General features: G+C 31.5%; 21 protein-coding genes. All 21 read right to left on the bottom strand.

Annotated elements, in window-relative coordinates; all coding sequences use genetic code 11:
- Nucleotides 1-60 precede the first annotated feature (60 nt).
- Complete coding sequence (priA, locus tag ACTTAY_RS04720; protein WP_440672564.1) at nt 61-2,016, bottom strand: replication restart helicase PriA; 1,956 nt, start codon at nt 2,014-2,016, stop codon at nt 61-63.
- Nucleotides 2,017-2,129: 113 nt separating this feature from the next.
- Complete coding sequence (locus ACTTAY_RS04715) at nt 2,130-3,035, bottom strand: hypothetical protein (RefSeq protein WP_440672563.1); 906 nt, start codon at nt 3,033-3,035, stop codon at nt 2,130-2,132.
- Between the two features lie 54 nt (nt 3,036-3,089).
- The gene (lpdA, locus tag ACTTAY_RS04710; protein WP_440672562.1) at nt 3,090-4,490 is read right to left on the bottom strand and encodes a dihydrolipoyl dehydrogenase; all 1,401 of its coding nucleotides are present in this window, start codon (nt 4,488-4,490) and stop codon (nt 3,090-3,092) included.
- Nucleotides 4,491-5,792 (bottom strand): 2-oxoglutarate dehydrogenase complex dihydrolipoyllysine-residue succinyltransferase, encoded by a 1,302-nt coding sequence (odhB, locus tag ACTTAY_RS04705; RefSeq protein WP_440672561.1) that lies wholly within the window; start codon nt 5,790-5,792, stop codon nt 4,491-4,493.
- Between the two features lie 6 nt (nt 5,793-5,798).
- On the bottom strand, nt 5,799-8,717 hold the full coding sequence (locus tag ACTTAY_RS04700; RefSeq protein WP_440672560.1) for a 2-oxoglutarate dehydrogenase E1 component: 2,919 nt from the start codon (nt 8,715-8,717) through the stop codon (nt 5,799-5,801).
- Nucleotides 8,718-8,752: 35 nt separating this feature from the next.
- Nucleotides 8,753-9,628 (bottom strand): succinate--CoA ligase subunit alpha, encoded by an 876-nt coding sequence (sucD, locus tag ACTTAY_RS04695; protein ID WP_440672559.1) that lies wholly within the window; start codon nt 9,626-9,628, stop codon nt 8,753-8,755.
- Nucleotides 9,629-10,789, bottom strand: a complete 1,161-nt coding sequence (sucC, locus tag ACTTAY_RS04690; RefSeq protein WP_440672558.1) for an ADP-forming succinate--CoA ligase subunit beta — start codon at nt 10,787-10,789, stop codon at nt 9,629-9,631.
- A 2-nt stretch (nt 10,790-10,791) separates the two neighbouring features.
- Nucleotides 10,792-11,754: a malate dehydrogenase gene (gene mdh / locus ACTTAY_RS04685; RefSeq protein ID WP_440672557.1), complete on the bottom strand. Its 963-nt coding sequence runs from the start codon at nt 11,752-11,754 to the stop codon at nt 10,792-10,794.
- Nucleotides 11,755-11,764: 10 nt separating this feature from the next.
- Nucleotides 11,765-13,258, bottom strand: a complete 1,494-nt coding sequence (locus ACTTAY_RS04680; protein WP_440672556.1) for a CoA-acylating methylmalonate-semialdehyde dehydrogenase — start codon at nt 13,256-13,258, stop codon at nt 11,765-11,767.
- Nucleotides 13,259-13,297: 39 nt separating this feature from the next.
- Nucleotides 13,298-14,077 (bottom strand): succinate dehydrogenase iron-sulfur subunit, encoded by a 780-nt coding sequence (locus tag ACTTAY_RS04675; RefSeq protein ID WP_262589896.1) that lies wholly within the window; start codon nt 14,075-14,077, stop codon nt 13,298-13,300.
- On the bottom strand, nt 14,077-15,852 hold the full coding sequence (gene sdhA, locus ACTTAY_RS04670) for a succinate dehydrogenase flavoprotein subunit (protein WP_440672555.1): 1,776 nt from the start codon (nt 15,850-15,852) through the stop codon (nt 14,077-14,079). The genes ACTTAY_RS04675 and sdhA overlap by 1 nt, the downstream gene beginning before the upstream one ends.
- A complete protein-coding gene (gene sdhD, locus ACTTAY_RS04665; protein WP_440633083.1) occupies nt 15,852-16,178 on the bottom strand; it encodes a succinate dehydrogenase, hydrophobic membrane anchor protein in 327 nt (108 codons plus the stop codon). Before sdhD ends, sdhA begins: the two co-directional genes overlap by 1 nt.
- Nucleotide 16,179: 1 nt before the next feature.
- Nucleotides 16,180-16,563, bottom strand: a complete 384-nt coding sequence (sdhC, locus tag ACTTAY_RS04660; RefSeq protein WP_440672554.1) for a succinate dehydrogenase, cytochrome b556 subunit — start codon at nt 16,561-16,563, stop codon at nt 16,180-16,182.
- The gene (locus tag ACTTAY_RS04655; protein ID WP_440672553.1) at nt 16,553-17,560 is read right to left on the bottom strand and encodes an aspartate-semialdehyde dehydrogenase; all 1,008 of its coding nucleotides are present in this window, start codon (nt 17,558-17,560) and stop codon (nt 16,553-16,555) included. The genes sdhC and ACTTAY_RS04655 overlap by 11 nt, the downstream gene beginning before the upstream one ends.
- Nucleotides 17,561-17,575: 15 nt before the next feature.
- Nucleotides 17,576-18,685 carry a dimethylsulfoniopropionate demethylase gene (locus ACTTAY_RS04650; RefSeq protein ID WP_440672552.1) on the bottom strand — a complete coding sequence of 370 codons (1,110 nt, stop codon included), beginning with the start codon at nt 18,683-18,685 and terminating at the stop codon, nt 17,576-17,578.
- Nucleotides 18,682-19,458 carry an alpha/beta fold hydrolase gene (locus tag ACTTAY_RS04645; protein ID WP_440672551.1) on the bottom strand — a complete coding sequence of 259 codons (777 nt, stop codon included), beginning with the start codon at nt 19,456-19,458 and terminating at the stop codon, nt 18,682-18,684. The genes ACTTAY_RS04650 and ACTTAY_RS04645 overlap by 4 nt, the downstream gene beginning before the upstream one ends.
- Nucleotides 19,459-19,466: 8 nt before the next feature.
- Nucleotides 19,467-21,083 (bottom strand): acyl-CoA synthetase, encoded by a 1,617-nt coding sequence (locus tag ACTTAY_RS04640; protein WP_440672550.1) that lies wholly within the window; start codon nt 21,081-21,083, stop codon nt 19,467-19,469.
- Between the two features lie 2 nt (nt 21,084-21,085).
- Nucleotides 21,086-22,849, bottom strand: a complete 1,764-nt coding sequence (locus ACTTAY_RS04635) for an acyl-CoA dehydrogenase family protein (RefSeq protein WP_440672549.1) — start codon at nt 22,847-22,849, stop codon at nt 21,086-21,088.
- A gap of 26 nt (nt 22,850-22,875) precedes the next feature.
- Nucleotides 22,876-23,982, bottom strand: coding sequence for a 3-isopropylmalate dehydrogenase (gene leuB, locus ACTTAY_RS04630; RefSeq protein WP_440613683.1), 1,107 nt, complete (start codon nt 23,980-23,982; stop codon nt 22,876-22,878).
- Nucleotides 23,975-24,580 carry a 3-isopropylmalate dehydratase small subunit gene (leuD, locus tag ACTTAY_RS04625; protein WP_440613682.1) on the bottom strand — a complete coding sequence of 202 codons (606 nt, stop codon included), beginning with the start codon at nt 24,578-24,580 and terminating at the stop codon, nt 23,975-23,977. The genes leuB and leuD overlap by 8 nt, the downstream gene beginning before the upstream one ends.
- Nucleotides 24,581-25,984 carry a 3-isopropylmalate dehydratase large subunit gene (gene leuC, locus ACTTAY_RS04620; protein WP_440633091.1) on the bottom strand — a complete coding sequence of 468 codons (1,404 nt, stop codon included), beginning with the start codon at nt 25,982-25,984 and terminating at the stop codon, nt 24,581-24,583.
- Between the last annotated feature and the right edge of the window lie 9 nt (nt 25,985-25,993).

Raw genomic sequence — 25,993 nt, 5'->3', positions numbered from 1 at the left:
TAGCATATGACCTTTATGTCTTCAAGTGACTGATTGACGAAAAAGTCCTCTTTTTTGGGCCTAATTGAAGTTAATTGGATCAACATCAACTGAAAGTTTTATTCCTTTTGAAAATTTGTATTTTGGAACCAATTTTGCAATAGCATTTTGTAGTTTCATAGATTTTGAACCTCTAATTAAAAATCTGACCCTAAAATTTCTTTTTAGTCTAAATATAGGAGCCTCAACTGGACCCAATATATTTCCCTCAATTTTATTTTCTAAATAATTTTTAAAGTCATAAGCCTCTTTTTCTAATTTTTTTTGATTTTCACCAGTCATGATCAAAGAAATAAATCTTTGATAAGGTGGAAGTTTATTTTTTTTTCTAATTTCGAGTTCTCTTTTTAAAAATATATCAGGATTTTTATTTGTAATTTCTAAAATCATATTCTTATTATTGTTATAGGTTTGAAAATATACTGTTGCAGGTTTTCCTGTTCTTCCAGCTCTTCCTGATAACTGATGATATAACTGCAAATTTTTTTCAGCACCTCTCAGATCATTCCCGTTAGCTGATAGATCAATATCAACAACAACAATACAATTTAAACTTGGAAAGTGAAATCCTTTAGAAATTAATTGTGTACCAACTAATATCTCGGTTTGATTATTTATAATTCTTTCTAATTTATTTGATGAGTCTTTTTTATTCATTGTATCACTTGAAAAAATTTCAACTTCTTTATTTGGAAATTTTTTTTTAACCTCTTCAGATATTCTCTCTACACCAGGTCCACTAAAGACAAAATTACATTCACCTTCTTTTGAGCAATCTCTTTTTAAATCAGTTTTAAAACCGCAATAGTGACATAATAAATTATTTTTGTTTTTATGATAAACAAGGTTGATAGTACAATTTGGACAAGAATAACTAGTTAAACAATTTTTGCACAGCGCGTGAGGTGAAAAACCTCTTCTATTTAAAAAAAATAAAACCTGATCTTTTCTCTCAAGGTGAAAATTAACTTTTTCAATTATCTTATCTGATAACCACGATTGTTTTTCAAGTTTGGTTTTGTTAAGATCTATAATTTCATAATTTGGTAATGAAGCATTTTTGTATCTCTCTGTAAGTCTTGATAAGGAATATTTTCCTTTTTGAATATTTTCAAAAGTTTCAATTGATGGAACGGCTGTAACTAAATTAACTGGTATATTTTCAAATGAAGCTCTAGAGATTGCCATATCTCGTGCATTATAAGTTACACCCTCATCTTGTTTGAATGATTGATCGTGCTCCTCATCTACAATTATCATACCTAGATTTTTAAAAGGTAAAAATAATGACGATCTTGCTCCTATAATTGCTTTAACTTCTCCATTTGATATTCCGCTCCAAATTAATTCTTTCTTTTTTTTTGAAACTCCTGAGTGCCACACTGCTGCGTTAAAACCAAAATATTCATTAAATTTTTTTTCAAATTGACCTGTTAAACCTATTTCAGGTAACAAAATTAAACCCTGATATCCTTGTTTTATAAGGTTTTTAAAAGCTTCAAAATATACAAGAGTTTTGCCTGATCCTGTTGTCCCTTGTAATACGTGCACTCTAAAATTTTGGTTAGTGCTTACCATTTCTTCATATGCTTTAATTTGATCTTTGGTTAATTTTATAGATGTATTTTTAATTTCACTTTTAAAATTATTATAAGAACCTAACTCCTTATTTTCTATTGCATGACTACTTAATAAAATAAGCTTTAGAGCCATTCCTTTTGGAATAATATTGTACTCTGAAAACCAATTTAAAAATTTAATAGTATTTTTTTTTAGGGGAGTCACATCTAACTTCCTCAAAACTTTTTTTATTTTAAATTTTTTGTTGCTATTTTTTTCAAATTCATCCCAAACTACACCTGTAATTTTTGATTTACCAAAAGGAACTTCCACGTAGTCTCCTAATTTGAGATAAATACTACTTTCATAAGTAAATGGATGATCAAAAATATTAGGTAAAAGAATTGGATATTTCATATCTTTATATCGTGAAAGTAATTAATTACAAAAATGTTTTTCTATCTAAGACCTATTGTATATAAATATTACTTTTTCATTTACAATTAAATTTTTTAAAATAAGTTTTTAATTCAAAAAATATTTGAAATTGAGTCACCATCATGAACAAAGCAAAACTTATCTTTTATTTCAGTGTCTTTTTTATTTTGATCTTTTTTTGTTTTTCTAAAAAAACAAGATCCGTTTTCAGATGTTTGATGACTTCTTAGCGGAATATACATATGTGCATCACTGCCAATTGTTTTTCCTTGAAAATATACATTCCAATAAAAAGAGCCTTCATGCTTATACTGTTGTACTTTAAAAAAAAAATTACATGATTTTGACGTAACATCTTCACAGATAATATCATCTTTCATTACTACAACTATGAAATCATCAAAAAGTTCTATAGGACCATGATTTGTTTGCATAAAACATTTCTGATCATCAACTAAAATTTCATTTTCCCACATTACAAAACATTTACCTGACCATCTATGAGACTTTAGATTAATATTAGCATCTGTGTCTAGTAACATTTTTTTATATCTTTGAATTATTCCAGTTTTGACTTGATAATTATTTATAAAATCATCACGATAACCTTTAAAAGTTCTCTCTAATTTGTATGATAATTTTGCATTTTCTATAAATAGTATTTTTTGAATATGATTTTTTATAGGAATAACCAACTCGTAAGTTGTTTCTGTACTCAAGTCATTTTTAGGCCTGACGAACCAATCATTTTTAACAGCAAATGACTTTAACAAATTTCCTTTATGATCAAATATTTCAAGTAAACAGCCATTTATTTCGCACAAATCAATTTTCTTTTTACATTCATAGTTATTTTTTGCATAAATTATTTTCTCAGGATCCGAGGTACCTCCAATATTTAAAATTAACTCTGGTGTATAATCTGAACAAATTTCTTCAGCTGAAATATTAATATTTATTAATAAAAAAATAATTAAAAACGAGAAAATTTTTAGCATAATTTAATCTATCAAATATACCTCAATTTTTTATTTAATTGATATCACTTATCATTAAGAGTGTATTGCTCTTTTATCTACTGATAATGCAGCTTCTTTAACTGCTTCTGAAAATGTTGGGTGCGCATGACATGTTCTTGCTATATCTTCTGAACTTGCACCAAATTCCATAGCTACACCTATTTCAGCGATTAACTCTCCTGCATGAGGGCCTATAATATGAGCTCCTAATACTTTATCTGTTTGGTCATCTGCTAATATTTTTACAAATCCCTCAGCATCATCAATTGCTTTAGCACGAGAATTTGCCATAAATGAAAATTTACCAACTTTATACTTTTGATTAAGTTCTTTTAATTGTTCTTCTGTTTTACCTATAGATGCAACTTCTGGAGTTGTATACACAACACCAGGTATCGTATCATAATTAACATGTCCAGATTGCCCTGCAATATTTTCAGCAACTGCAATTCCTTCATCTTCAGCTTTATGCGCAAGCATTGGTCCAACTATTACATCACCAATAGCAAAAATATTTTCGACATTTGTTTTAAAAGTTTTATCAGTTTTTATTCTTTTTCTTTCATCTAAATCAATTCCTACTGCATCTAAATTTAATCCATCGGTATTTGGCTTTCTTCCAACAGAAATTAATACCACATCACATTCAAAATTGTTTTTATTGTCGTCTTTGTCTACTGTTGAAACAACTGCTCCGTTGTTATTTTTCTGAATTGTTTCAACTTTGTTTTGCATATTAAATTTAATGCCTTGTTTTTTTAAAATTTTCATAAACTCAGATGAAATTTCTTTATCCATTCCAGGTGTAATATGATCTAAAAATTCTACGACCTGAACTTCTGAACCTAATCTTGACCAAACTGAACCCATCTCTAAACCAATGTAGCCACCTCCAACTACAACCATTTTATTTGGTACTTTTTCTAATTTTAAAGCCCCTGTAGAGGAAACAATTACTTTTTCATCAATATCAATTCCAGGTAATGAAACTGGTACAGATCCGGTTGCTATTACTGTTTTTTCTGACTCAATAATTGTCTCATTATTCTTATCATCTTTAATTAAGATTTGATTTTTTGATTTAAAGCTTCCGTGACCCTTAAAATAAGTAACTTTGTTTTTTTTTAAAAGAAATTCAACACCTTTGGTCAATATTGTTACAGCTTTATCTTTACTTTTCATCATCTTTTCAAGATTAAGTTTCACCTCACCTATCTCGATACCCTTATTGGATAAATTTTTTACTTTATGAAATTCTTCAGAAAGATTTAATAAACTTTTTGATGGTATACAGCCAACATTTAAGCAAGTTCCACCTAGTGAACCTCTAGACTCTATACATGCTGTTTTCAAACCTAATTGTGCAAGCCTAATTGCACAAACATAACCACCAGGCCCTCCTCCAATAACTACAGCTTGAAATTTTTCTGACATTTAAATATCCAAAAATAATCTTCTAGGATCTTCTAGATTTTCTTTAATCATTTTTAAGAAAGAAACAGATTCTTTACCATCAATAATTCTGTGATCATAAGAAAGAGCTAAATACATGATAGGTCTTATTTTTATTTCACCTTCTACTACCACTGGTCGCTCTACAATGTTGTGCATGCCTAGAACACCAGATTGGGGTAAGTTTAGAATTGGAGTTGATAACATTGAACCATACACTCCACCATTACTGATGGTAAATGTTCCTCCTTGTAGATCTTCAATTGTTAATTTTCCATCTCTAGCTTTTTCAGAAATATCTTTGATATTTTTTTCAATATCTGCAAATGAAAGCTCATCTGCATTTCTTAAAACTGGAACAACTAAACCTTTATCCGTACCTACAGCAAAACTAATGTTATAATAGTTTTTATATATAATTTCATCGCCATCAATTTCAGCATTAACAGCAGGGAAATGTTTCAATGCCACCACACATGCTTTAACAAAGAATGACATGAAGCCTAATTTAATTCCATATCTACTTTGAAAGTCTTGTTGATTTTCTTTTCTCATTTCCATGATATTTGCCATGTCAACTTCATTAAAAGTTGTAAGTAGTGCAGCGTTTTCTTGAGCTTGTTTTAATCTCTTAGCAATTGTCTGTCTTAATCTAGTCATTTTAATTCGTTCTTCTTGACCATATTGAATTTTTCTCTCTGATGGTTTTGGATTTGCTCCCATTAAACCAATTAAATCTCCTTTTAAAACCTGACCATTTTTTCCTGAACCTTGAACAGAACCGATATCAATATTATTTTCAGTAACAATTTTTCTGACTGCAGGAGACAAAGTATCATTTCTATTCTCTCTTACTGGTTCTGGGTTTGGTGCTACTTCCTCTGTCAAAACTAAGGGTTTAGGTTTTTGAATTTCTGTTTTTTTATCTTCAAAAATTTCTGGTTCTTTTTTATTTGTATCTAATTTTATTACATTATTTTCAGTAGGAGTTTCTTCGACTTTTTTAGGTTCCTCTTTCTTTTTAGTTGGTGTCACTTTTGCTGCGCCATTTTCTGAAACAGAGCCTAATAATGCTCCAACTTCTACTGTAGAACCATCTTGTGAATTAATTTCTGTTAAAACACCAGTTATTGGTGATGGAACTTCTAAATTAACTTTATCAGTTTCAAGTTCTACAATTGGTTCATCAGCTTCAACCGTATCTCCAGTTTTTTTTAACCATTTTGCAACTGTTGCTTCTGTAATACTTTCACCAAGTACTGGAACTACTATTTTTTCACTCATTATAATTTAACCAAACACCTTACTAATTATTTCTTGTTGCTGAGAATTATGCCTCTTTGCATATCCAGTTGCTGGAGTTGCATCAGGGCTTCTTCCTATATAAGAAATTTCATTATATTTAGCCTTTAAAGTATCTAATGTCCATTGAATATAATCTCTCACTGAAAACCATGCTCCCATATTCTTTGGCTCTTCTTGACACCAAAAGAATTTAGCATTTTTGGCATAAGGTTTAAGTTCGTTTACTAAAGCTTTTGCCGGGAAAGGATAAAGTTGTTCTATTCTAAACATAATTACATCATCTCTTTTTAATTTTTCTCTAGCATCAAGTAAATCAAAGTAAACTTTGCCTGAGCACAAGATAACTTTTTTAATTTCAGAACTTTCTTTAAGTTTAATAAAACCATTTGATTTTGGATCGATCGCATGATCCCACAAAACTCTATGGAAAGTATTTTGTTTGTTAAAATCCTCTAAGTTAGAAACACAATATTTATTTCTGAGTAATGACTTTGGAGTCATTATAATTAGTGGTTTTCTAAAATCTCTATGCATCTGACGTCTTAATGCATGATAATAATTGGCTGGAGTTGTACAATTCATAACTTGCATATTATCGTTTGAACATAACTGTAAAAATCTTTCTAATCTAGCAGATGAATGTTCAGGACCTTGACCTTCATATCCATGAGGTAATAACATTACAAGGCCTGATGCTCTATTCCATTTTCTCTCACCTGAAGCTATAAACTGATCAATCACAACTTGAGCTCCATTTGCAAAATCTCCAAATTGAGCTTCCCAAATTGTTAGAGTGTTTGGTTCAACTAAACTGTAACCATATTCGAAACCTAAAACAGCAAGTTCAGATAAAAAACTATCAACTACTTCAAATTGCTTTTGACCTTTGACAATATTATTTAGTGGAATATATCTAGAATTATCAATTTGATTTCTTAGTACAGAATGTCTTTGACTAAAAGTTCCTCTACCAGAGTCTTGTCCAACTAAACGAACTGGATATCCTTCAACTAACAAAGATCCAAATGCAAGAGCTTCTGCTGAAGACCAATCAATTCCCACTCCTTTTTCAATCGAGTCTCTTCTCACATTTAATATTTTACTAATAGTTTTATGAATATTTTTTTCTGATGGTACTGTATTTATTTTTTTTGAAATTATTTTTAATTTCTCCTCATCAAAACCTGATATTCCTCTTTTATCTTTTCCTTTCTCAGGTTTATATCTTGACCATGTACCCTCAAACCATTCTATTTTAGGCTTGTAGTCTTTTGCACTTTTGTATTGATCATCTAATAAATCTTTAAATGATTTAACATTTTGGTTTAATAATTCTTGAGTAATTGATTTTTCATTAACAAGTTTATTTCCATAAATTTTATATACACTTGGGTGAGATTTAATTTTTTGATACATCAATGGCTGAGTAAACGATGGCTCATCCCCCTCATTATGACCAAACCTTCTGTAACAAATTAAATCTACTACAACGTCTCTATTAAATTTTAATCTGAATTCTGTAGCTATTCTAGTTGCATAAACAACTGCTTCTGGATCGTCTCCATTAACATGTAAAATTGGAGCCTCAACCATTTTAGCAACATCAGAAGGATAAGGTGATGATCTTGCAAATCGAGGACTCGTTGTAAAACCAATTTGATTATTTACAATTATATGAATAGTTCCACCCGTGTTGTGTCCTGGTAGTCCTGACATAGCAAAACATTCTGCTACAACACCCTGTCCAGCAAATGCTGCATCACCATGAATTAGTATTGGTATAACTTTGTTTCTTTCCTTATCTTTATGAAAAAATTGTTTTGCTCTAGTTTGTCCTAAAACGACAGGATTTACTGCTTCAAGGTGAGATGGATTGTCTGTCAAACTAACATGAACAGAATTTCCATCAAATTGTCTATCAGAAGATGCACCAAGATGATATTTTACATCACCAGCACTATCCTCGGAATCGTCACTATATTCACCAGCAAATTCATTAAATATTCTTTTATAAGATTTTTGCAAAACATTAGCTAAAACATTTAGTCTGCCTCTATGAGACATTCCAATTTTAACCTCTTTAATTTGTTGTTGACCACCAATTTTAATTATTTGCTCAAGTGCAGGAATTAAACTTTCTCCTCCATCTAATCCAAATCTTTTTGTACCAACATACTTAGTTGCTAAAAACTTTTCAAAACCTTCTGCTTGAACTAATTTATTTAGAATTGCTTCCTTACCATTTTTAGTAAACTGAAGAGCTTTATCATCTTGCTCAATTCTATCTCTAAACCATTTTCTTTCGTCAGGATTAGAAATGTGCATAAACTCATAACCTATTTTTCCACAATAGGTTTTTTTCATAAATTTTAAAATTTCTTTAATATTGGCATACTTTTTATTTATCACCCCGTTTAAGAAAATTTTTCTTTCATAGTTTTCTTTCTTAAAACCATAAAACTCTGGATGAAGTTCATCTAAATATTCAGATTCTCTCATTCCCAAAGGATCAAGATCAGCTAACAAATGCCCCCTTAATCTGTAGGCTCTGATTAAGGCAACAGCACTTATTGAATCTTTGTTAGAATCTGCAAGTAATTGAAAATTAAATTTTTCTGAAGTATCTATTTTTTCATTATTTAAATTAGTAATTTCATTTTCATCTATTTTCTTTTGAAGCTCATCAATATTTATTTTTGTTTTTTCTGGTCCCCATGATGGTCCATTTATTTCATTTGCAATAACTTTTATTTCATCACCAATTCCTTCAAAATAATTTAACCAACTTTCGGGGAGATCTTTATCTTTGTTGATAAATTTTAAGTACATTTGCTCAATAAATGCACTATTCGATTTATGTAAAAATGAATTTTTTTCGAAATCGAGATTTTTTGATGATGACATCTTTTTATTTAATATATCCCTCTAAAAAATATTTTTCAATTAGACAGTTTATCAAATAAAGTTTTACCAATTATTGATGGTGATTTTGCGACTGTAATTCCACATTCTTCCATTTTTTTTATTTTATCTTCTGCACCACCTTTACCTCCAGAAATAATTGCACCTGCATGCCCCATTCTTCTACCTGGCGGCGCGGTAATTCCAGCTATAAATCCAACTGTTGGTTTTTTAATCTTATGGTTTTTCAAAAATTCTGCTGCTTCCTCTTCTGCAGAACCCCCTATCTCGCCAATCATTAAAATTGATTGTGTCTCTTCATCATTTAAAAATAGATCTAAACAATCTATGAAATTTGTACCATTTATTGGATCTCCTCCAATTCCAATACATGTTGATTGTCCTAATCCATTTTCAGTAGTTTGAGCAACCGCTTCGTATGTTAAAGTTCCAGATCTAGATACAATTCCAACTGAACCTCTTTTATGAATATTACCAGGCATAATTCCAATTTTACATTCATCAGGAGTTATAATTCCAGGACAATTTGGACCTATAAGTCTGCTATTAGATCCATCTAATTTTTTTCTAACCTTAAGCATATCTTGAATTGGGATACCTTCGGTAATGCAAACAATTAATTCAACAGACGCATCGATAGCTTCTATAATTGCTGCTGCAGCAAATTTTGCAGGCACATAAATCATAGTAGCATCTGCCCCAACTGCATCTTTAGCTTCAGCCACAGAATTAAATACAGGTCTATCTAAATGCTTTTGACCTCCCTTTTTAGGAGTAACACCTCCTACTAAATTTGTTCCATATTTTATTGCTTGCTCTGAATGGAAAGTTCCATGTACACCTGTAAAACCCTGACAAATTACTTTTGTTTCTTTATTAACTAAGACTGACATTTATTTAATAGCCTCAACAATTTTTTTAGCAGCATCATCTAAGTTCTCTGCTGAAATTAATTTTAAACCCGAATTATCTAAAATTTCTTTTCCCTCTTTAAAATTTGTCCCTGCGAGTCGAACTACCAAAGGTACGCTAATATTAATTTCTTTTGCAGCGTCCACCACTCCTTGTGCAAGCACATCACATCTCATTATTCCTCCAAAAATATTTATCAAAATTCCCTTAACATTTTTGTCTGAAAGAATGATTTTAAATGCTGCAGAAACTTTTTCTTTTGAGGCTCCACCTCCTACATCTAAGAAATTAGCTGGTTCTTTGCCGTATAATTTTATGATATCCATAGTTGCCATCGCTAGACCTGCACCATTAACCATACATCCAATACTTCCATCTAACTTGATATAAGCTAAATCATGTTTGCTAGCTTCAATCTCAGTAGGATCTTCTTCATTTAGATCTCTTAATTCTAGTATTTCAGGGTGTCTAAATAATGCATTAGAGTCGAAATTAACTTTCGCATCTAAACAAACAATCTTTCCCTCTTTTGTTAAAATCAAAGGATTTACCTCAACCATATTTGCATCTGTGCTAATAAACATTTTATAAATTGATTTGATTAATGAAATTGCCTGATCTTTTGCATCACTGTTCAAATCAAAAATTTTAATTACTGACTCACAATCTGCATCTGATATTTCGTCAGCTATATCAACTTTAGTTGTAATAATTTTTTCTGGATTTGAGCTTGCTACTTCTTCGATATCCATTCCACCTTGATCACTTGAAATAAATGCAATCTTTGAGCTCGCTCTATCAACTAAACATGATAAATAGAATTCTTTTTCTATATTAGAGGATTCTTCAACATATAATCGCTTAACTTCTCTTCCTTCTGGTCCAGTTTGATGAGTTACAAGTGTTTTTCCAAGCAACTCATTTGCTGAATTTTTTAATTCCTCAAGTGTATTAAGAATTTTAACTCCTCCAGCTTTACCTCTGCCACCAGCGTGAATTTGGGCCTTTAAAACATACTTTTCAGTTTTTAAATTTTTTGCTTTTTCAATCAAGTCATCAACACTTGTTGAAAAAAATCCTGCTGGAACTATTGCTCCATATTTCTTTAAAATTTCTTTTGCTTGATGCTCGTGAATGTTCATTATTATTTTGAAAGATCTGGATCTATTTTAGAAGCAGCTTCCCAAAGAGCTTTTACAGCATCAATAGAGTGCATAAACTCTTTGTTTTCTTTTTCATCTAAATCCACTACTTCAATTTTCTCAACTCCATCTTTACCAATTACAACTGGTACTCCAGCATAAACATTTTCTACTCCGTACTCACCATTTAACTGCACTGCGCAAGGTAATAATTTTTTTTCATCTTTTAAATATGATTCAGCCATTTGAACTCCCGATGCTGCAGGTGCATAAAAAGCAGAACCTTTTTCTAAATACTTGACGATTTCTGCTCCGCCGTCTCTAGTTCTTTGATTAATTTCTTCAACTCTCTCTTGAGAGATCTTTCCCTCTTTCACAAGATCCAATAAAGGTTTGCCAGATACTTTTGTAAATCTTGGCATTGGAACCATAGTATCTCCATGACCACCCATAACCATTGCTTCAATCTCTCTTACAGGCACACCAAACTCTAATGATAAAAACAGTTTAAATCTTGAGCTATCTAAAATTCCTGCCATGCCGACAACTTTATTTGCAGGCAAACCTGAAAACTTTTGAAACGCCATAACCATCACATCTAAAGGGTTGGTGATACAAATTACGAAGGCGTTCGGTGCGTTTTCTTTTACCCCTTGAGCTACCTGTTTAATAATTTTTAAATTTATACCAAGAAGGTCATCTCTACTCATTCCTGGCTTTCTAGGAACTCCTGCTGTAATTATGATAACATCAGAATCTTTAATATCTTTATAATCGTCTGTACCTGATAATTTTACATTTAATCCATCAACTGATGATGATTGAGCTATATCTAAAGCCTTTCCTTTAGCTATTCCACTTGCAACGTCAAATAAAACAACTTCATCAACAAGCTCCTTTATTCCAATTAAATGTGCTAGTGTTCCACCTATTTGGCCTGCGCCAATTAAAGATATTTTTTTCATTTATTTCCTCTTATTTCATTGTTGGCATTACAAATTCTGCGTTTGTACGCACACCTGAAGGCCATCGTGATGTTACAGTTTTAAGTTTAGTATAGAATTTTATTCCTTCCATGCCATGCATGCCACTATCTCCAAATAATGATCGTTTCCAACCACCAAAACTATGAAAGGCCATAGGAACTGGAATTGGAACATTGATACCAACCATTCCTACTTGAATTTTACTAGCAAATGTTCTGCCTGCATCACCATCTCTAGTATAAATACTTACTCCGTTTCCGTATTCATGATCATTGATTAGTTTTGCAGCCTCTTCAAAAGTTTTAACTCTAACTACAGATAGAACTGGACCAAAAATTTCTTCTTTATAAATTCTCATGTCTTTATTAACGTGATCAAATAAACAACCACCTATATAAAATCCGTTTTCATAACCTTGAAGTTTTAAGTTTCTTCCATCGACAACTAATTTAGCACCTTCTTCAACTCCTAAATCAACATAACTTTTTACTTTTTCTAAATGCTCTTTTGTAACCAGAGGTCCCATCTCTGAAGTTTTATCCATACCAGGTCCTACTTTTAAGGCCTCTGCTTTTTTTGAAAGTCTTGAAACTAGTTCATCACCAATATCTCCAACAGCAACAGCAACAGATTGAGCCATACATCTCTCACCTGCAGATCCGTAAGCTGCACCCATCAATCCATTTACTGCACCATCCAAATCACAATCTGGCATGACTACTAAGTGATTTTTTGCACCTCCAAGTGCTTGTACTCTTTTTTCATTTTTAGCTGAATTTTCGTAGATATATTTTGCAATTGGAGTGGATCCAACAAAGCTTACAGCTTTAATATCTTTATTTACTAAAATTGCATCAACAGCTTCTTTATCGCCATTAACTACATTAAATACTCCCTCTGGCAATCCAGCCTCACTTAGTAGCTCAGCTAATCTAATTGCACATGAAGGATCTTTTTCTGAAGGTTTTAATATAAATGTATTCCCACAAGCAATTGCTATTGGAAACATCCACATTGGTACCATTGCTGGAAAATTAAATGGAGTGATTCCAGCTACTACCCCTAAAGGTTGCCTCATTGACCAACTGTCAACATTTGTTCCAACATTTTCTGAATATTCACCTTTTAACAAATGAGGAATTCCACAAGCAAACTCAACTACCTCAAGCCCTCTTGTTAAAGATCCTCTAGCATCCTCAAAAACTTTTCCATGTTCTGATACTATTAGCTTTGTTAACTCATCAGAGTTTTTTTCTATTAATTCTTTAAATTTAAATATTATCCTTGCTCTTTGTAAGGGAGGTTTCGCAGACCAAGTTTCAAATGCTTTTTTAGCTGCTTCTACAGCTTGATTTAAATCAGATTTACTTGCAAGTCTAACCTCAGATTCTTGTTCTCCAGTTGCAGGATTAAATACTTTTCCTTTTCTATCAGATGAACCTGGAATTATTTTTCCATTAACGAAGTGCTCTATTAATTTCATGAATACGGTCTTTTAAATCAAAAAAACTTAATAGTCTATTTAAACATTGGCCGTAGCTAACATTTTTTTAATTTCTGCAATTGCTTTTGCTGGATTTAGGCCTTTGGGACAAGCATTTGTACAATTTAAAATAGTATGACATCTGTAAAGTTTTAATTCATCAGCAACTTTTTTTAATCTTGCTTTTCTTTCTTCATCTCTACTATCAACGATCCATCTGTAAGCTTGTAGAAGGACTGCTGGACCTAAGTATTTATCTCCATTCCACCAATAACTTGGGCAAGATGTTGAACAACATGCACACATAATACATTCATAAGCGCCATCAAGTTTTGCTCTATCTTCTTGAGATTGATAAATTTCTGTTGTTTCTTTTTTTGAATTATTTTTTAACCAAGGTTCAATAGATTGATACTGTTTATACAAACCATCCAAATCTCCAATTAAATCTCTTTTAACTTTCAAGTGCGGTAGCGGATATATGTCTATATCTCCATCAATTTCCGAATGTGGAGTTGTGCACGCTAAACCATTTTTGCCACCCATGTTCATAGCACAAGAACCGCAAACTCCATGAGCACAAGATCTTCTATAAGCTAATGTTGGGTCAATTTCGTTTTTAATTTTATTTAAAATATCTAAAACTTTTGAAGGACAATTATCCATATCAACTTCATAAGTATCAATTCTTGGATTTTCTTCAGTAGAAGGGTCCCATCTATAAACATTTACTCTTCTAAGATTTTTAGAGCCTGTTTTATCTTTAAAATATTTACCTTTTTTGACTTCAGAATTTTTTGGTAAATTCAATTGTACCATTAGTATACCCGCTCTTGTGGTGGAAAATATTGAACATCATTTGTCAAAGTTGACTTGTGGACTGGTCTATAACTAATTTTTGTATTTTTTCCATCACACCAAGCAAGAGTGTGTTGCATAAATTTATCATCATCTCTTTTTGGATAATCATCTCTGGCATGAGCTCCTCTGCTTTCTTTTCTGTGATAAGCAGATTCTACTGTTGTTACTGCTTGTCTAATTAAATTATCAAATTCTAAAGTTTCAACTAAATCAGTATTAAATACTAAAGATCTATCTTTAACAGAAATAGAGTCCATTCCATCATAAGTTTTTCTAATATCATCAACGCCTTCTTTTAAATTTTTTTCTGTTCTAAATACTGCACATTTAGATTGCATTGTTTTTTGCATTGAAAGTCTAAGTTCTGCGGTACTATTATTTCCATCTGCATTTCTTAACTTATCAAATCTATCTAAACATTTTTGTGTCTCAGACTCAGGTAACTCTTCATGAGGAGTTCCAGGTTTAACCAATTCTGCTGCTCTTTTTGCTGCTGCTCTTCCGAACACTACTAAATCAATTAATGAATTAGAGCCAAGTCTATTCGCACCATGAACAGATACACATGCTGCTTCTCCTATAGCCATCAGACCTGGAACAGTTTTTTCTGAACCATTAACAGTTAAAACTTCTGCTTTGTAATTTGTTGGAATACCACCCATATTATAATGAACTGTTGGAACAACAGGTATAGGCTCTTTAGTTACATCTACATTTGCAAATAATCTTGCAGCATCAGTAATTCCTGGAAGTCTACTTTCAATAATATCTTTATCTAAATGACTTAAGTTTAAATGAACATGATCTTGATCTTTTCCAACTCCTCTTCCTTCATTTATTTCAATAGACATTGATCTACTAACAACATCTCTTGATGCTAAATCTTTTGCATTTGGAGCATATCTTTCCATAAATCTTTCGCCCTTAGAGTTAGTTAGATAACCACCTTCACCTCTAGCACCTTCTGTTATTAACGTGCCATGACCATAAATTCCTGTTGGATGAAATTGAACAAACTCCATATCTTGAAGAGGCAATCCAGCTCTTAATACCATTGCATTTCCATCTCCAGTGCAAGTATGCGCAGATGTAGCTGAATAATAGACTTTCCCATATCCACCTGTGGCTATTATTACAGTGTGTGCTCTAAATCTATGTATTGTTCCATCGTTTAAATTCCACGCAATTAATCCCTTGCACGCTCCATCTTTCATTAAGAGATCTAATGCAAAATATTCTATAAAAAACTCAGTGTTATGTTTTAAGGCTTGTCCATAAAGCGTATGAAGAATTGCATGACCAGTTCTATCTGCAGCAGCGCATGTTCTTTGCACAATTCCATTTCCATAATTTTTTGTCATTCCACCAAAAGGTCTTTGATATATTTTTCCTTCTTCAGTTCTGCTAAATGGAACTCCATATTTTTCTAGCTCTAAAACTGCTTTTGGAGCTTCTTTACATAAATATTCAATACTATCTTGATCTCCTAACCAATCTGCACCTTTAACTGTATCATACATGTGCCATCTCCAGTCATCTTCTCCCATGTTACCAAGTGCAGCTGAGATGCCTCCTTGTGCAGCAGATGTGTGGCTTCTAGTTGGAAATACTTTTGAAATACAGGCTGTTTTCAATCCAGCTTCGCTTAATCCAACAGCGGCTCTCAAGCCAGATCCACCAGCTCCTAAGACAACTACATCATATTCATGATCTATAATATTATAAGCGCTCATTATTTTAGATTAAGTAAAATTATTATTGTTAATAATGGGATGATTATAGCAGAAATATAGAGAAGTCTGTTTGCGACATATTTGGTTTTTTCATTAGAAATATAGTCCTCAAAAACCTCACTAATACTTAGTGCAGAAAAAAAATAAGCAAAAATTAAAAATATACTAAATAAAAACTTATTTGTTTTGTTTGAAAAAAAACTAACTACTTCAGAATAATCTCCATCATAAACTGATATGAAATTAATTATAAACCAAAACATTAAAGGGACTAAAATTATTGATGATAATTTTAAAAACATCCATTTTTTGGTAGCTAAATTCATATTAAAAAAAGTTTTTTCCAATAAAGTAAAATAAAATAGTTAAAATCAATGAACCAAAGATCACCATCAAACCTGTTATACGAGTAGTCTTCAGTTCATAGCCATAACCCATATCCATTATTATATGTCGGATTTCACTAAGTATCTGAAAACTAAAAGACCACGTTAACCCTATTGCAACAAATTTTCCAAGAAATGAATTAAAAAAAAAGTTTATCAAATCATATTTTGGTTCTCCTAAAATTAGCCAAGAAACCCAGACGCAAACTAAAGTTATTGCTAAGATATTTATTATTCCAGTTATTCTATGAGAAATAGATACTAGTGAGGATATGTGCCATCTATAAATTTGTATATGAGGAGAAAGAGGTCTTTTACTTTCCATAAAAATTATTTTTTATTAATGTTTCGGCAATTTCAACTGCATTTAAAGCTGCACCTCTAAGTAAATTATCTGAGACAATCCACATATTTAAGCAATTCTTTTTAGTCTTATCTTCTCTAATTCTTGAAATGAATGTCTCATCTTTTCCAGCCGCTTCAAGTGGTGTTGAATATCCACCATCTTGTCTCTCATCAATAACTTTACAGCCTTCCATTTTCTCAAGACATTCTTTAATTTGGTCAATTGTAAATTCTTTTTCTAATTCTAAATTTACTGCTTCAGAATGAGAAACTAAAACTGGTACTCTTACACAAGTTGCTGATAATTCAATATTTTGATCTAGAATTTTTTTAGTCTCATTGGTCATTTTTAATTCCTCTTTTGTGTATCCGTCATCAGCAAATACATCAATATGTGGAATTAAATTAAATGAAATTTGTTTTGTAAAATTTTTTGATTCAATTGCTTTGTTTTCTAGTGCTAACTTAGTCTGTTCTACTAATTCATCCATTGGTGCTTTACCACCACCAGATACTGATTGATATGTAGCTACAACTACTCTTTTTATTTTAAATAAATCATGGATTGGTTTTAATGGTAAGACTAATTGTGCAGTTGAGCAATTAGGATTAGCAATAATATTTTTTTTTATATTTTTTAAGTCATCCGCATTTACTTGAGGTACAATTAAAGGAACATCGGGGTCCATTCTATAAAAACTAGAATTATCTATTACAATGCTCTCGCTTGCTGCTTTTGAGGCATAAGCTTCTGAAATTTTTCCACCTGCTGCAAAAAAAGTAATTTTTGCTTTTGAAAAATCAAAAGTCTCTAAATTTTCAACTTCTATGTCTTTTCCTTTAAAATTAATTTTTGAACCCGCACTTCTTTCAGATGCAACTAAAAAAATTTCTGAAATAGGCAAATTTTTCCTCTCAAGTACTTCTAGTATTTTTCTTCCAACATTGCCCGTGGCTCCGACTATAGCTATATTCATGATGGGGTTGTTATACTAAATGAAAGGTAAATCGCAAACTTTTCCAGCGCAATTATGTCCATTTACAACAACTTTTACATTTTGCTCAGGATTCCAGTATCCTTTTTGCATCATAGCTATACCAATTACTTTTTTGAAGTGAGGTGAATAGCAAGCAGATCTTAATTCTCCAATTAGGTTGTTGTTTTCATCTGTCAAATCTAGAGAACCTGTTACACTGATTTCATTAATATCAATTTTTATACCCATCAATTTTTTAGTAATTCCTTCTTCTTTTATTTTGATTAATTTTTCCTTACCCAAAAACTTTGCATCACTATCTAAGTTAACATACTTATCAAAACCACACTCAAACGGGTTATCATTGTTATCCATATCGTTTCCAAATGATAATAGAGCACTTTCAATTCTCTCTATTAAATTAGGGCATCCAGGCTTAACATTAAATTCTTTACCAGCTTCAAATAAATGATCATATAACTTTTGACCAGACACAGTATTTTGAACATAAATTTCATAACCACCTTGCTTAGACCAACCTGATTGTGCAATTAAATGGTCAACTCCTTCAAAATTAAAATAATCAAATCCAAAAAATTTCAATTTAGTTATTTTTTCGCCAAATACTTTTTCCATTAACTTAAATGATTTTGGACCTTGAACAGCCATGATGTCTACATTTGGTTCAAAGATTTTCACATCAAATTTATTTCCAATTGCTAATCCTTTTGCAAATAAAATTACATCAGAGTCTGCAATAGATATCCACCATTTCTCCTGACTTAATCTCAGCACAACAGGATCATTAATTAATCCACCCTGGTCATCTATAATAGGACAATAATAACATCTACCATCTTTAGATTTAGATAAGTCTCTACAAGTCATTAATTGAACTAATTTAGCTGAGTCTTTTCCTGAAATTTCAACTTGCCTCTCTGCTGCGACATCCCAAATTTGAACATGCTCTTTTAAGTGATGATAGGAATCTTCTACAGATCCAAACGCTGCTGGAAGCAACATATGATTATAGATTGTATAAGCTGTTACACCTTGTTTTTCTATTCTTGAAGTATATGGTGTACTTCTAAGTCTTCTAGATTTTGCTATTGAATAATTTTTCATTTATTTAAAAATTCTAAAACCTTGTCCCGCATTTCAAATGCTTTTTCAATCATAATCATATGCCCACATCCTTCGATTACATGAATAGTTGAATTTTTAATCAATTGAGAGAATTTTTTTCCAGACTCTAAATTAACCATTTTATCTAGAGAACCAAAAACAAACATTGATGGAACCTCAATTGACCTAGCTGCGGTTGAGCCATTTTTGTAATTATTACAGGCTATAAGATCTACAGCAAGTATTTCACTAATATCTTTTGGAGATTGAATAATTCTTTCAACTGGATTTCCACCTATAAATTTTTTTGAGCCTTCATATCCCCACTTCATCATTAACTTTACTGCATCAGAATCTCCATTTTCCGCAAGTTCAATCAAATCAGGATGAACAGGCATTTTGTTAGATCCACCTACAAAGACTATTTTTTTTAGTCTATCTTTGTATCTATGGGAATACTCAAGTATTTCTAAACATCCTTGTGAATGACCAACTAAAATTAAATTTTGAAGATCTAAGGCATCAAATACAAGTTCCAACCATTCTGCTATTTCCTCAATAGTTTTTAAACATGGCCCCTCAGAATTTCCATGTCCTGGTAAATCAATAGATAATACATTGAAATTATTATTTGAAAAAAATTGCTCACTTAATGACCAAACAATATGGGATAAGCCACTTCCATGAAGAAAAACAATGGTGTCTCTGTTTTTATCTATACCTTTGCCATTGTCTGAAGCAAAAATACTTTTATTTTCGATTTCAAATATCAATTAGATTCCTAAACTTTTTTTCTCAGTTCAAACTTCTGTATTTTTCCAGTTGATGTCTTAGGTAGTTCGCAAAAAACGACCTTTTTGGGAACTTTAAATCCAGCCAAAGTTTCTTTACAAAAATCAATTAATTCTTTTTCAGTAACAGGCTTATCTTGAACCATCTCGATGAAAGCACAAGGTACTTCTCCCCATTTTTCATCTGGTTTAGCAACTACTGCTGCTATTGAAACTGAAGGATGTTTAGATAAGGTATTTTCAATTTCTATTGATGAAATATTTTCTCCCCCTGAGATAATAATATCCTTAGATCTATCTTGAATTTTTACATATCCATCAGGAAACATAACTGCCAAGTCGCCACTATGAAACCATCCATCTTTCATTGCTTTATTGGTAGCTTCTTTGTCTTTAAAGTAACCTTTCATTACTACGTTTCCTCTAATCATGATCTCTCCGATAGTTTTTCCATCTTTAGGAACTTCTTTCATCGTTTCTGGATCTAAAACTGTTACTCCTTCTGTATTAGGATACCTTACTCCTTGTCTTGCTTTAATCTCATTTTGTTTATCTTCATCTAAATCATTCCATCCATCATTCCACGCACATTGTGTAACATGACCATATGTTTCTGTAAGACCGTAAACATGCATAACTTCAAATCCAAGAGATTTCATTTTTTTAAAAATAATACTTGGGGGAGGTGCTCCAGCAGTTAAGACATAAACTTTATGCTTTAATTTTTTTCTATCACTTTCGGGAGCTCCAGTTATCATATTTAAAACTATTGGTGCTCCTCCAAAATGAGTAATGTCATATTTATCAATAAGCTCAAAAATTTTCTTAACATCAATATTTCTTAAGCAAATTGTTCTTCCATTTAACATTGGAACTGTCCATGGATAGCACCAGCCATTACAATGAAACATGGGCACAACTGTTAAAAAGTTTAAACGATTAGGCATGTTCCAGGCAACAGTACTTCCCGTGGACATTAAATACGCGCCTCTATGATGGTAAACAACACCTTTAGGGTTGCCAGTTGTACCTGAAGTATAACTTAAAGATATTGCCTGCCATTCATCATCAGGCATTTTCCAATCAAAATTCTCATCTCCAGTATTTAAAAAACTTTCGTATTCTAAATCTCCAATTTTTTCCAATTTCGATTGATCAGCATGTTTGTCGTTAATATCTATAACAGTGATTTTTTTATTTAAATTTTTTAAAGCTTTTTTTACTTCTACATGTAATTGTCTATCTACAACCAATACCTTCGCATCACTGTGATTTAAAATATAATTAATTGTATTAGCATCTAATCTTATATTTATTGTGTTTAAAACAGCTCCTGTCATTGGAACTGAGTAGTGTGCCTCAAAAATTTCAGGAGTATTAAAAGCTAAAAAAGATACTGTATCTCCTTTTTGAATACCAATTTTAGAAAGTGCGCTAGCAAATTTCACTGCTCTTTTATAAACTTCATTCCAAGTATAACTTCTATCCTCATATACTATAGCCTCATAATCAGGATAAACATCTTTAGCTCTTTGCAAAAATGTTAGTGGTGTTAATGGAACATAATTTGCATTATTTTTATCTAGATTAATATCGTAGTGGTTCATTACTAATTAAATTTAAATTTCATTATATTTGAACTACCTGAAACTGCAGATTTATAATGATATTCTGCTCTTGGTAACACTTTTTCAAAGTAGAATGTGGCTGTATTAATTTTATCTGAATAAAACTCTTTATTTTCCTCATAATCTTTAAAACTGATTTCTAAGATTTTTATCCATGAAAAAGCAATCGAAATATAACCAAGTGTTTTTAAATAGTCATTTGCAGCTGCAGAAACATCATCTTTTTCTATTTTACTTTTGTCTACAATCCAACCAGTGAATTTTGATAAAATATCAAGATAATATGTAAGATCTTTTGTAAAAGATTTTACTTTTTCATGTTTGTTTTCACATTCAGATTTTATCATTTCTAAAAATTTAGAAATTACATCACCATTTCTATTTATTAATTTTCTAAATACTAAATCAGCAGCTTGAACTGAATTGGTTCCTTCATATATCGGTGTAATTCTATTATCTCTATATAACTGTTCAATACCTTGGTCTTTGGTATAACCGTACCCTCCATGAATCTGCATGGCATCACTCGTAATCTCCATAGCTAAATCAGTAAATAAAGATTTCACTACAGGTGTCATCAAAGAAACATAATCAGAAGCTTCCTGTTTAATTTTTTCATCTGGATGATGAAGACTAACTTCAGTTTGTTGAGACAACCAAAAGCATAAAGCTCTTTCTCCCTCAATTATTGATTTCATGTTTAATAAAGTTCTTCTTATGTCTGCATGGTCAATAATAAAATCTGCACCATTTGTAGATTTAGAATTATTAGTTTTTCCTTGTTTTCTCTCTTTTGCATAAGCAAGTGAATTTTGGTAAGCAATTTCTGAAATACCCAATCCCTGAATACCGACTACAATTCTCTCAAGATTCATCATGGTAAACATTGCATTTAAACCTTTGTCCTTAGGACCAATCATGTATCCTGTTGCATCATCAAAGTTTAAGACACAAGTTGCCGAACCTTTAATTCCCATTTTTGTTTCAATAGATCCTGTTGAAATACCATTTCTTTGTCCAACCGATCCATCTTGATTTACTAAAAACTTGGGTACTAAAAATAAACTTATTCCTTTTGTTCCAGGAGGAGAGTCGGTAGATCTTGCTAAGACTAAATGGACAATATTTTCTGTTAAGTCATGATCACCTGATGTGATAAAAATTTTTTGGCCAGTTATTTTATAAGTTCCATCAGATTGACTAACTGCTTTTGTTTTAAGTAAACCTAAATCGGTACCACAAACAGGTTCTGTTAAGCACATCGTGCCACTCCATTTACCTTCTACAATTTTAGGTAAATATTTATCTTTTATTTCATCAGTAGCGTGATGATTAATACAATTGTATGCTCCAATACTTAATTCACTATAAAGTTTAAAAGATAAACTCGCAGAGGACAGCATTTCGTCAAAAAAAGCACTTACTGTTTTTGGCATTCCTTGACCACCATATTTTGGATCACATGACAATGAAGTCCATCCATCCTCAATATATTTCTGATAAGCTTCTTTGTATCCTGGTGGTGTTCTAACTACACCATTTTCTAGAACTGCTGGATTTTCATCGCCTGCTTTAGCAAGTGGTAAAATTAAATTTTGATTGATTTTAGCTGCTTCTTCTAAAATATCTTTAACCAAATCTGAGCTAACTTCATTATATCTTTCAAGATCATTATAATTTTTATTATCTCTTAATTTTTCATAGAGAAACATCATATCTTTTACAGGTGCAGAATAACTTGGCATTTGAAAAGCTTAGAATACTTAGAGGTTTATTGCAATTTTGAAATTATCGCGTCGCCCATTTGCGAAGTAGATACTTCTTTCATACCCTCAGAAAGGATATCTTTCGTTCTTAGACCATCATTTAACACAGCTTGTACTGCATTTTCTAAAGCATCAGCTTCATTATCAAGATCTAAAGAATATCTTAAAGCCATTGCAAAACTTAATACTGTTGCTATTGGATTTGCTAGCCCTTTTCCTGCAATATCAGGAGCTGAACCATGTATGGGTTCATACATTGCTCTCATTTCACCATCTTTATTTTTTGCACCTAAAGATGCAGAAGGTAATAATCCTAAAGATCCTGTTAACATTGAAGCTTGATCTGAAAGCATATCACCAAATAAATTATCAGTAACAATTACGTCAAATTGTTTTGGATTTCTAAGTAATTGCATTGCACAGTTATCTGCAAGCATATGGCTTAGCTCAACATCTTTGTATTCTTTTTCATGAAGTTCCTGAACTTCTTCTTTCCATAGTTGTCCAGCTTCCATTACATTAGATTTCTCACAAGAGGTAACTTTGTTTGATCTTTTTCTAGCAAGATCAAAAGCAACTCTTGCAACTCTAGTAATTTCACTAGTAGTATAAGTATGAGTGTTTATTCCTTTTCTTTCACCATTTTCTATTGGTTTAATACCTCTTGGTTCACCAAAATAAATTCCACCTGTTAATTCTCTTACAATCATTATATCTAAACCAGAAACCACCTCTGGTTTAAGTGTTGATGCGCCAACTAATTGTTCAAAACATATTGCAGGTCTCAAATTTGCAAATAATTTTAATTCTTTTCTTAATTTTAATAAAGCTCTCTCAGGTTTTTTTGAAAACTCAATATTATCCCACTTGGGTCCACCCACTGCACCAAGCATAACTACTTCACTCTCTAAAGCTTTATAAAAAACTTCATCTGTTATTGGTGTACCGTGTTTATCGTAAGAACATCCACCAGCAAGATCTTCATCTATTTCAAAGTCTAAGGATTTTTTATCATTGAACCAGTTAATTATTTTTTTAACTTCTCCAATTACTTCAGGTCCAATACCATCTCCTGGTAATAATAGAATTTTTCTTTTTTTAACTTTAATCATTAAAAATCCAAGGTTTTTTATCTTTTAATTGATTTTCAAAATTTTCAATTTTGTCAGATTTTTTTAAAGAAAGAGCAATGTCATCTAATCCTTCTAGCAAACATTTTTTCTTAAATGGATCTATTTCAAATTTAATTTCATTGTTTCCATAAATAATTTTTTGATCATTTAAGTCTACAGAAATTTCCTCTTTTCTATTTGCGTATTCAGAAAGTTCTTTTATTTTTTCTTCTTCGAGAATTATTGGTAAAATTCCATTTTTAAAACAATTACTATAAAAAATATCAGCATAACTTGAACTAATTACACAAGTAATTCCAAAATCTAACAATGCCCATGGGGCATGCTCTCTTGATGAACCACATCCAAAATTGTTTCCTGCAATTAAAATTTTTGAGTTATTAAATGGTTCCTGATTTAATACAAAATCATTAATTTCTTTTCCATTATCGTCATATCTCATTTCAAAAAACAAATTTTTTCCAAGTCCAGTTCTTTTTATTGTTTTTAAAAATTGCTTAGGAATAATCATATCTGTGTCGATATTTACGATTGGTAAATAAGCTGGAATACTTTTTAATGTATTAAATTTTTGCATTTAATTTTGATACTTTCTTACATCATCTAAATTACCAGAGATTGCAGCTGCAGCTGCCATCCCAGGGCTTACTAGATGGGTTCTGCCGCCTCTTCCCTGTCTTCCTTCAAAGTTTCTGTTTGAAGTAGATGCACATCTTTCCTCTGGTTTTAATTTATCTGCATTCATTGCTAAACACATAGAACAGCCTGGCTCTCTCCATTCAAATCCCGAATTTACAAATATTTTATCTAAACCTTCTTGCTCAGCTTGTTCTTTAACTAATCCTGATCCGGGAACTACAATGGCATTTACATGAGATGATATTTTTTTGTCCTTTAAGATTTTGGCAGCTTCTCTTAAATCTTCAATTCTTCCATTTGTACAGCTTCCAATAAAAACTTTATCTATCTTGATATCAGTTGCTGCCATATCAGGTGTTAGTCCCATATATTTTAATGCTCTTTCAATTGAGTTCTTTTTATCCTCATCTTTTTCATTTTGAGGATTTGGTACTTTTCCATCGATTGTAATTACATCTTGAGGTGAAGTCCCCCAAGTAATCATTGGTAAAATATCATTTGCATTAAGATTTATTTCTTTATCAAAACTTGCATCAGCATCTGTTTTTAAACTATTCCAGTATTCAAGTGCCTTTTCCCAATTTTCTCCTTTTGGAGACATGGGTTTACCTTTTAAATATTCAAATATTTTTTCATCTGGAGCAATTAATCCAGCTCTTGCACCACCCTCAATGGTCATATTGCAAATAGTCATTCTCTGTTCAACACTCAAAGATCTTATTAAATCTCCAGCATATTCAACTACACAACCTGTTCCTCCTGCAGTACCAATCTTTCCGATGATTTGAAGTATTACATCTTTAGATGTTACTCCTAATGGAAGTGTTCCATTAACATTAATTCTAAAATTTTTTGCTTTCTTTTGAACGAGTGTTTGCGTTGCTAAAACATGTTCAACTTCAGATGTTCCAATACCAAAAGCTAATGATCCAAAAGCTCCATGAGTTGCAGTATGACTATCTCCACATACAATAACTGTTCCTGGTTGAGTGAAGCCTTGTTCTGGTCCAATAATATGAACAATTCCTTGTCGTTTATCATCCATACCAAAAAGCTGCACACCAAATTCCTTACAATTTGATTCTAATGTATCAACTTGTATTTTCGATTCCTGGTCTGATATCCCTTTAGTTCTATCTGTCGTTGGAACATTATGGTCAGCAACAGCTAAAGTTAAATTAGGATGACGAACTTTTCTATTTGAATTTCTTAAACCTTCAAAAGCTTGTGGACTAGTAACTTCATGAATTAAGTGTCTATCGACAAACAATAAAGCTGTTCCATCTTCTTGCTGATCTACTAAATGATCATTCCAAATTTTATCGTAAAGAGTAGTGGACATTGAAAAAAA

Source organism: Candidatus Pelagibacter sp. HIMB1715 (genome assembly GCF_052047595.1).
Taxonomy (GTDB): Bacteria; Pseudomonadota; Alphaproteobacteria; order Pelagibacterales; family Pelagibacteraceae; genus Pelagibacter.
Note: the sequence above shows the minus strand (reverse complement) of the source record. Positions and strands in the feature narration are given on the sequence as shown.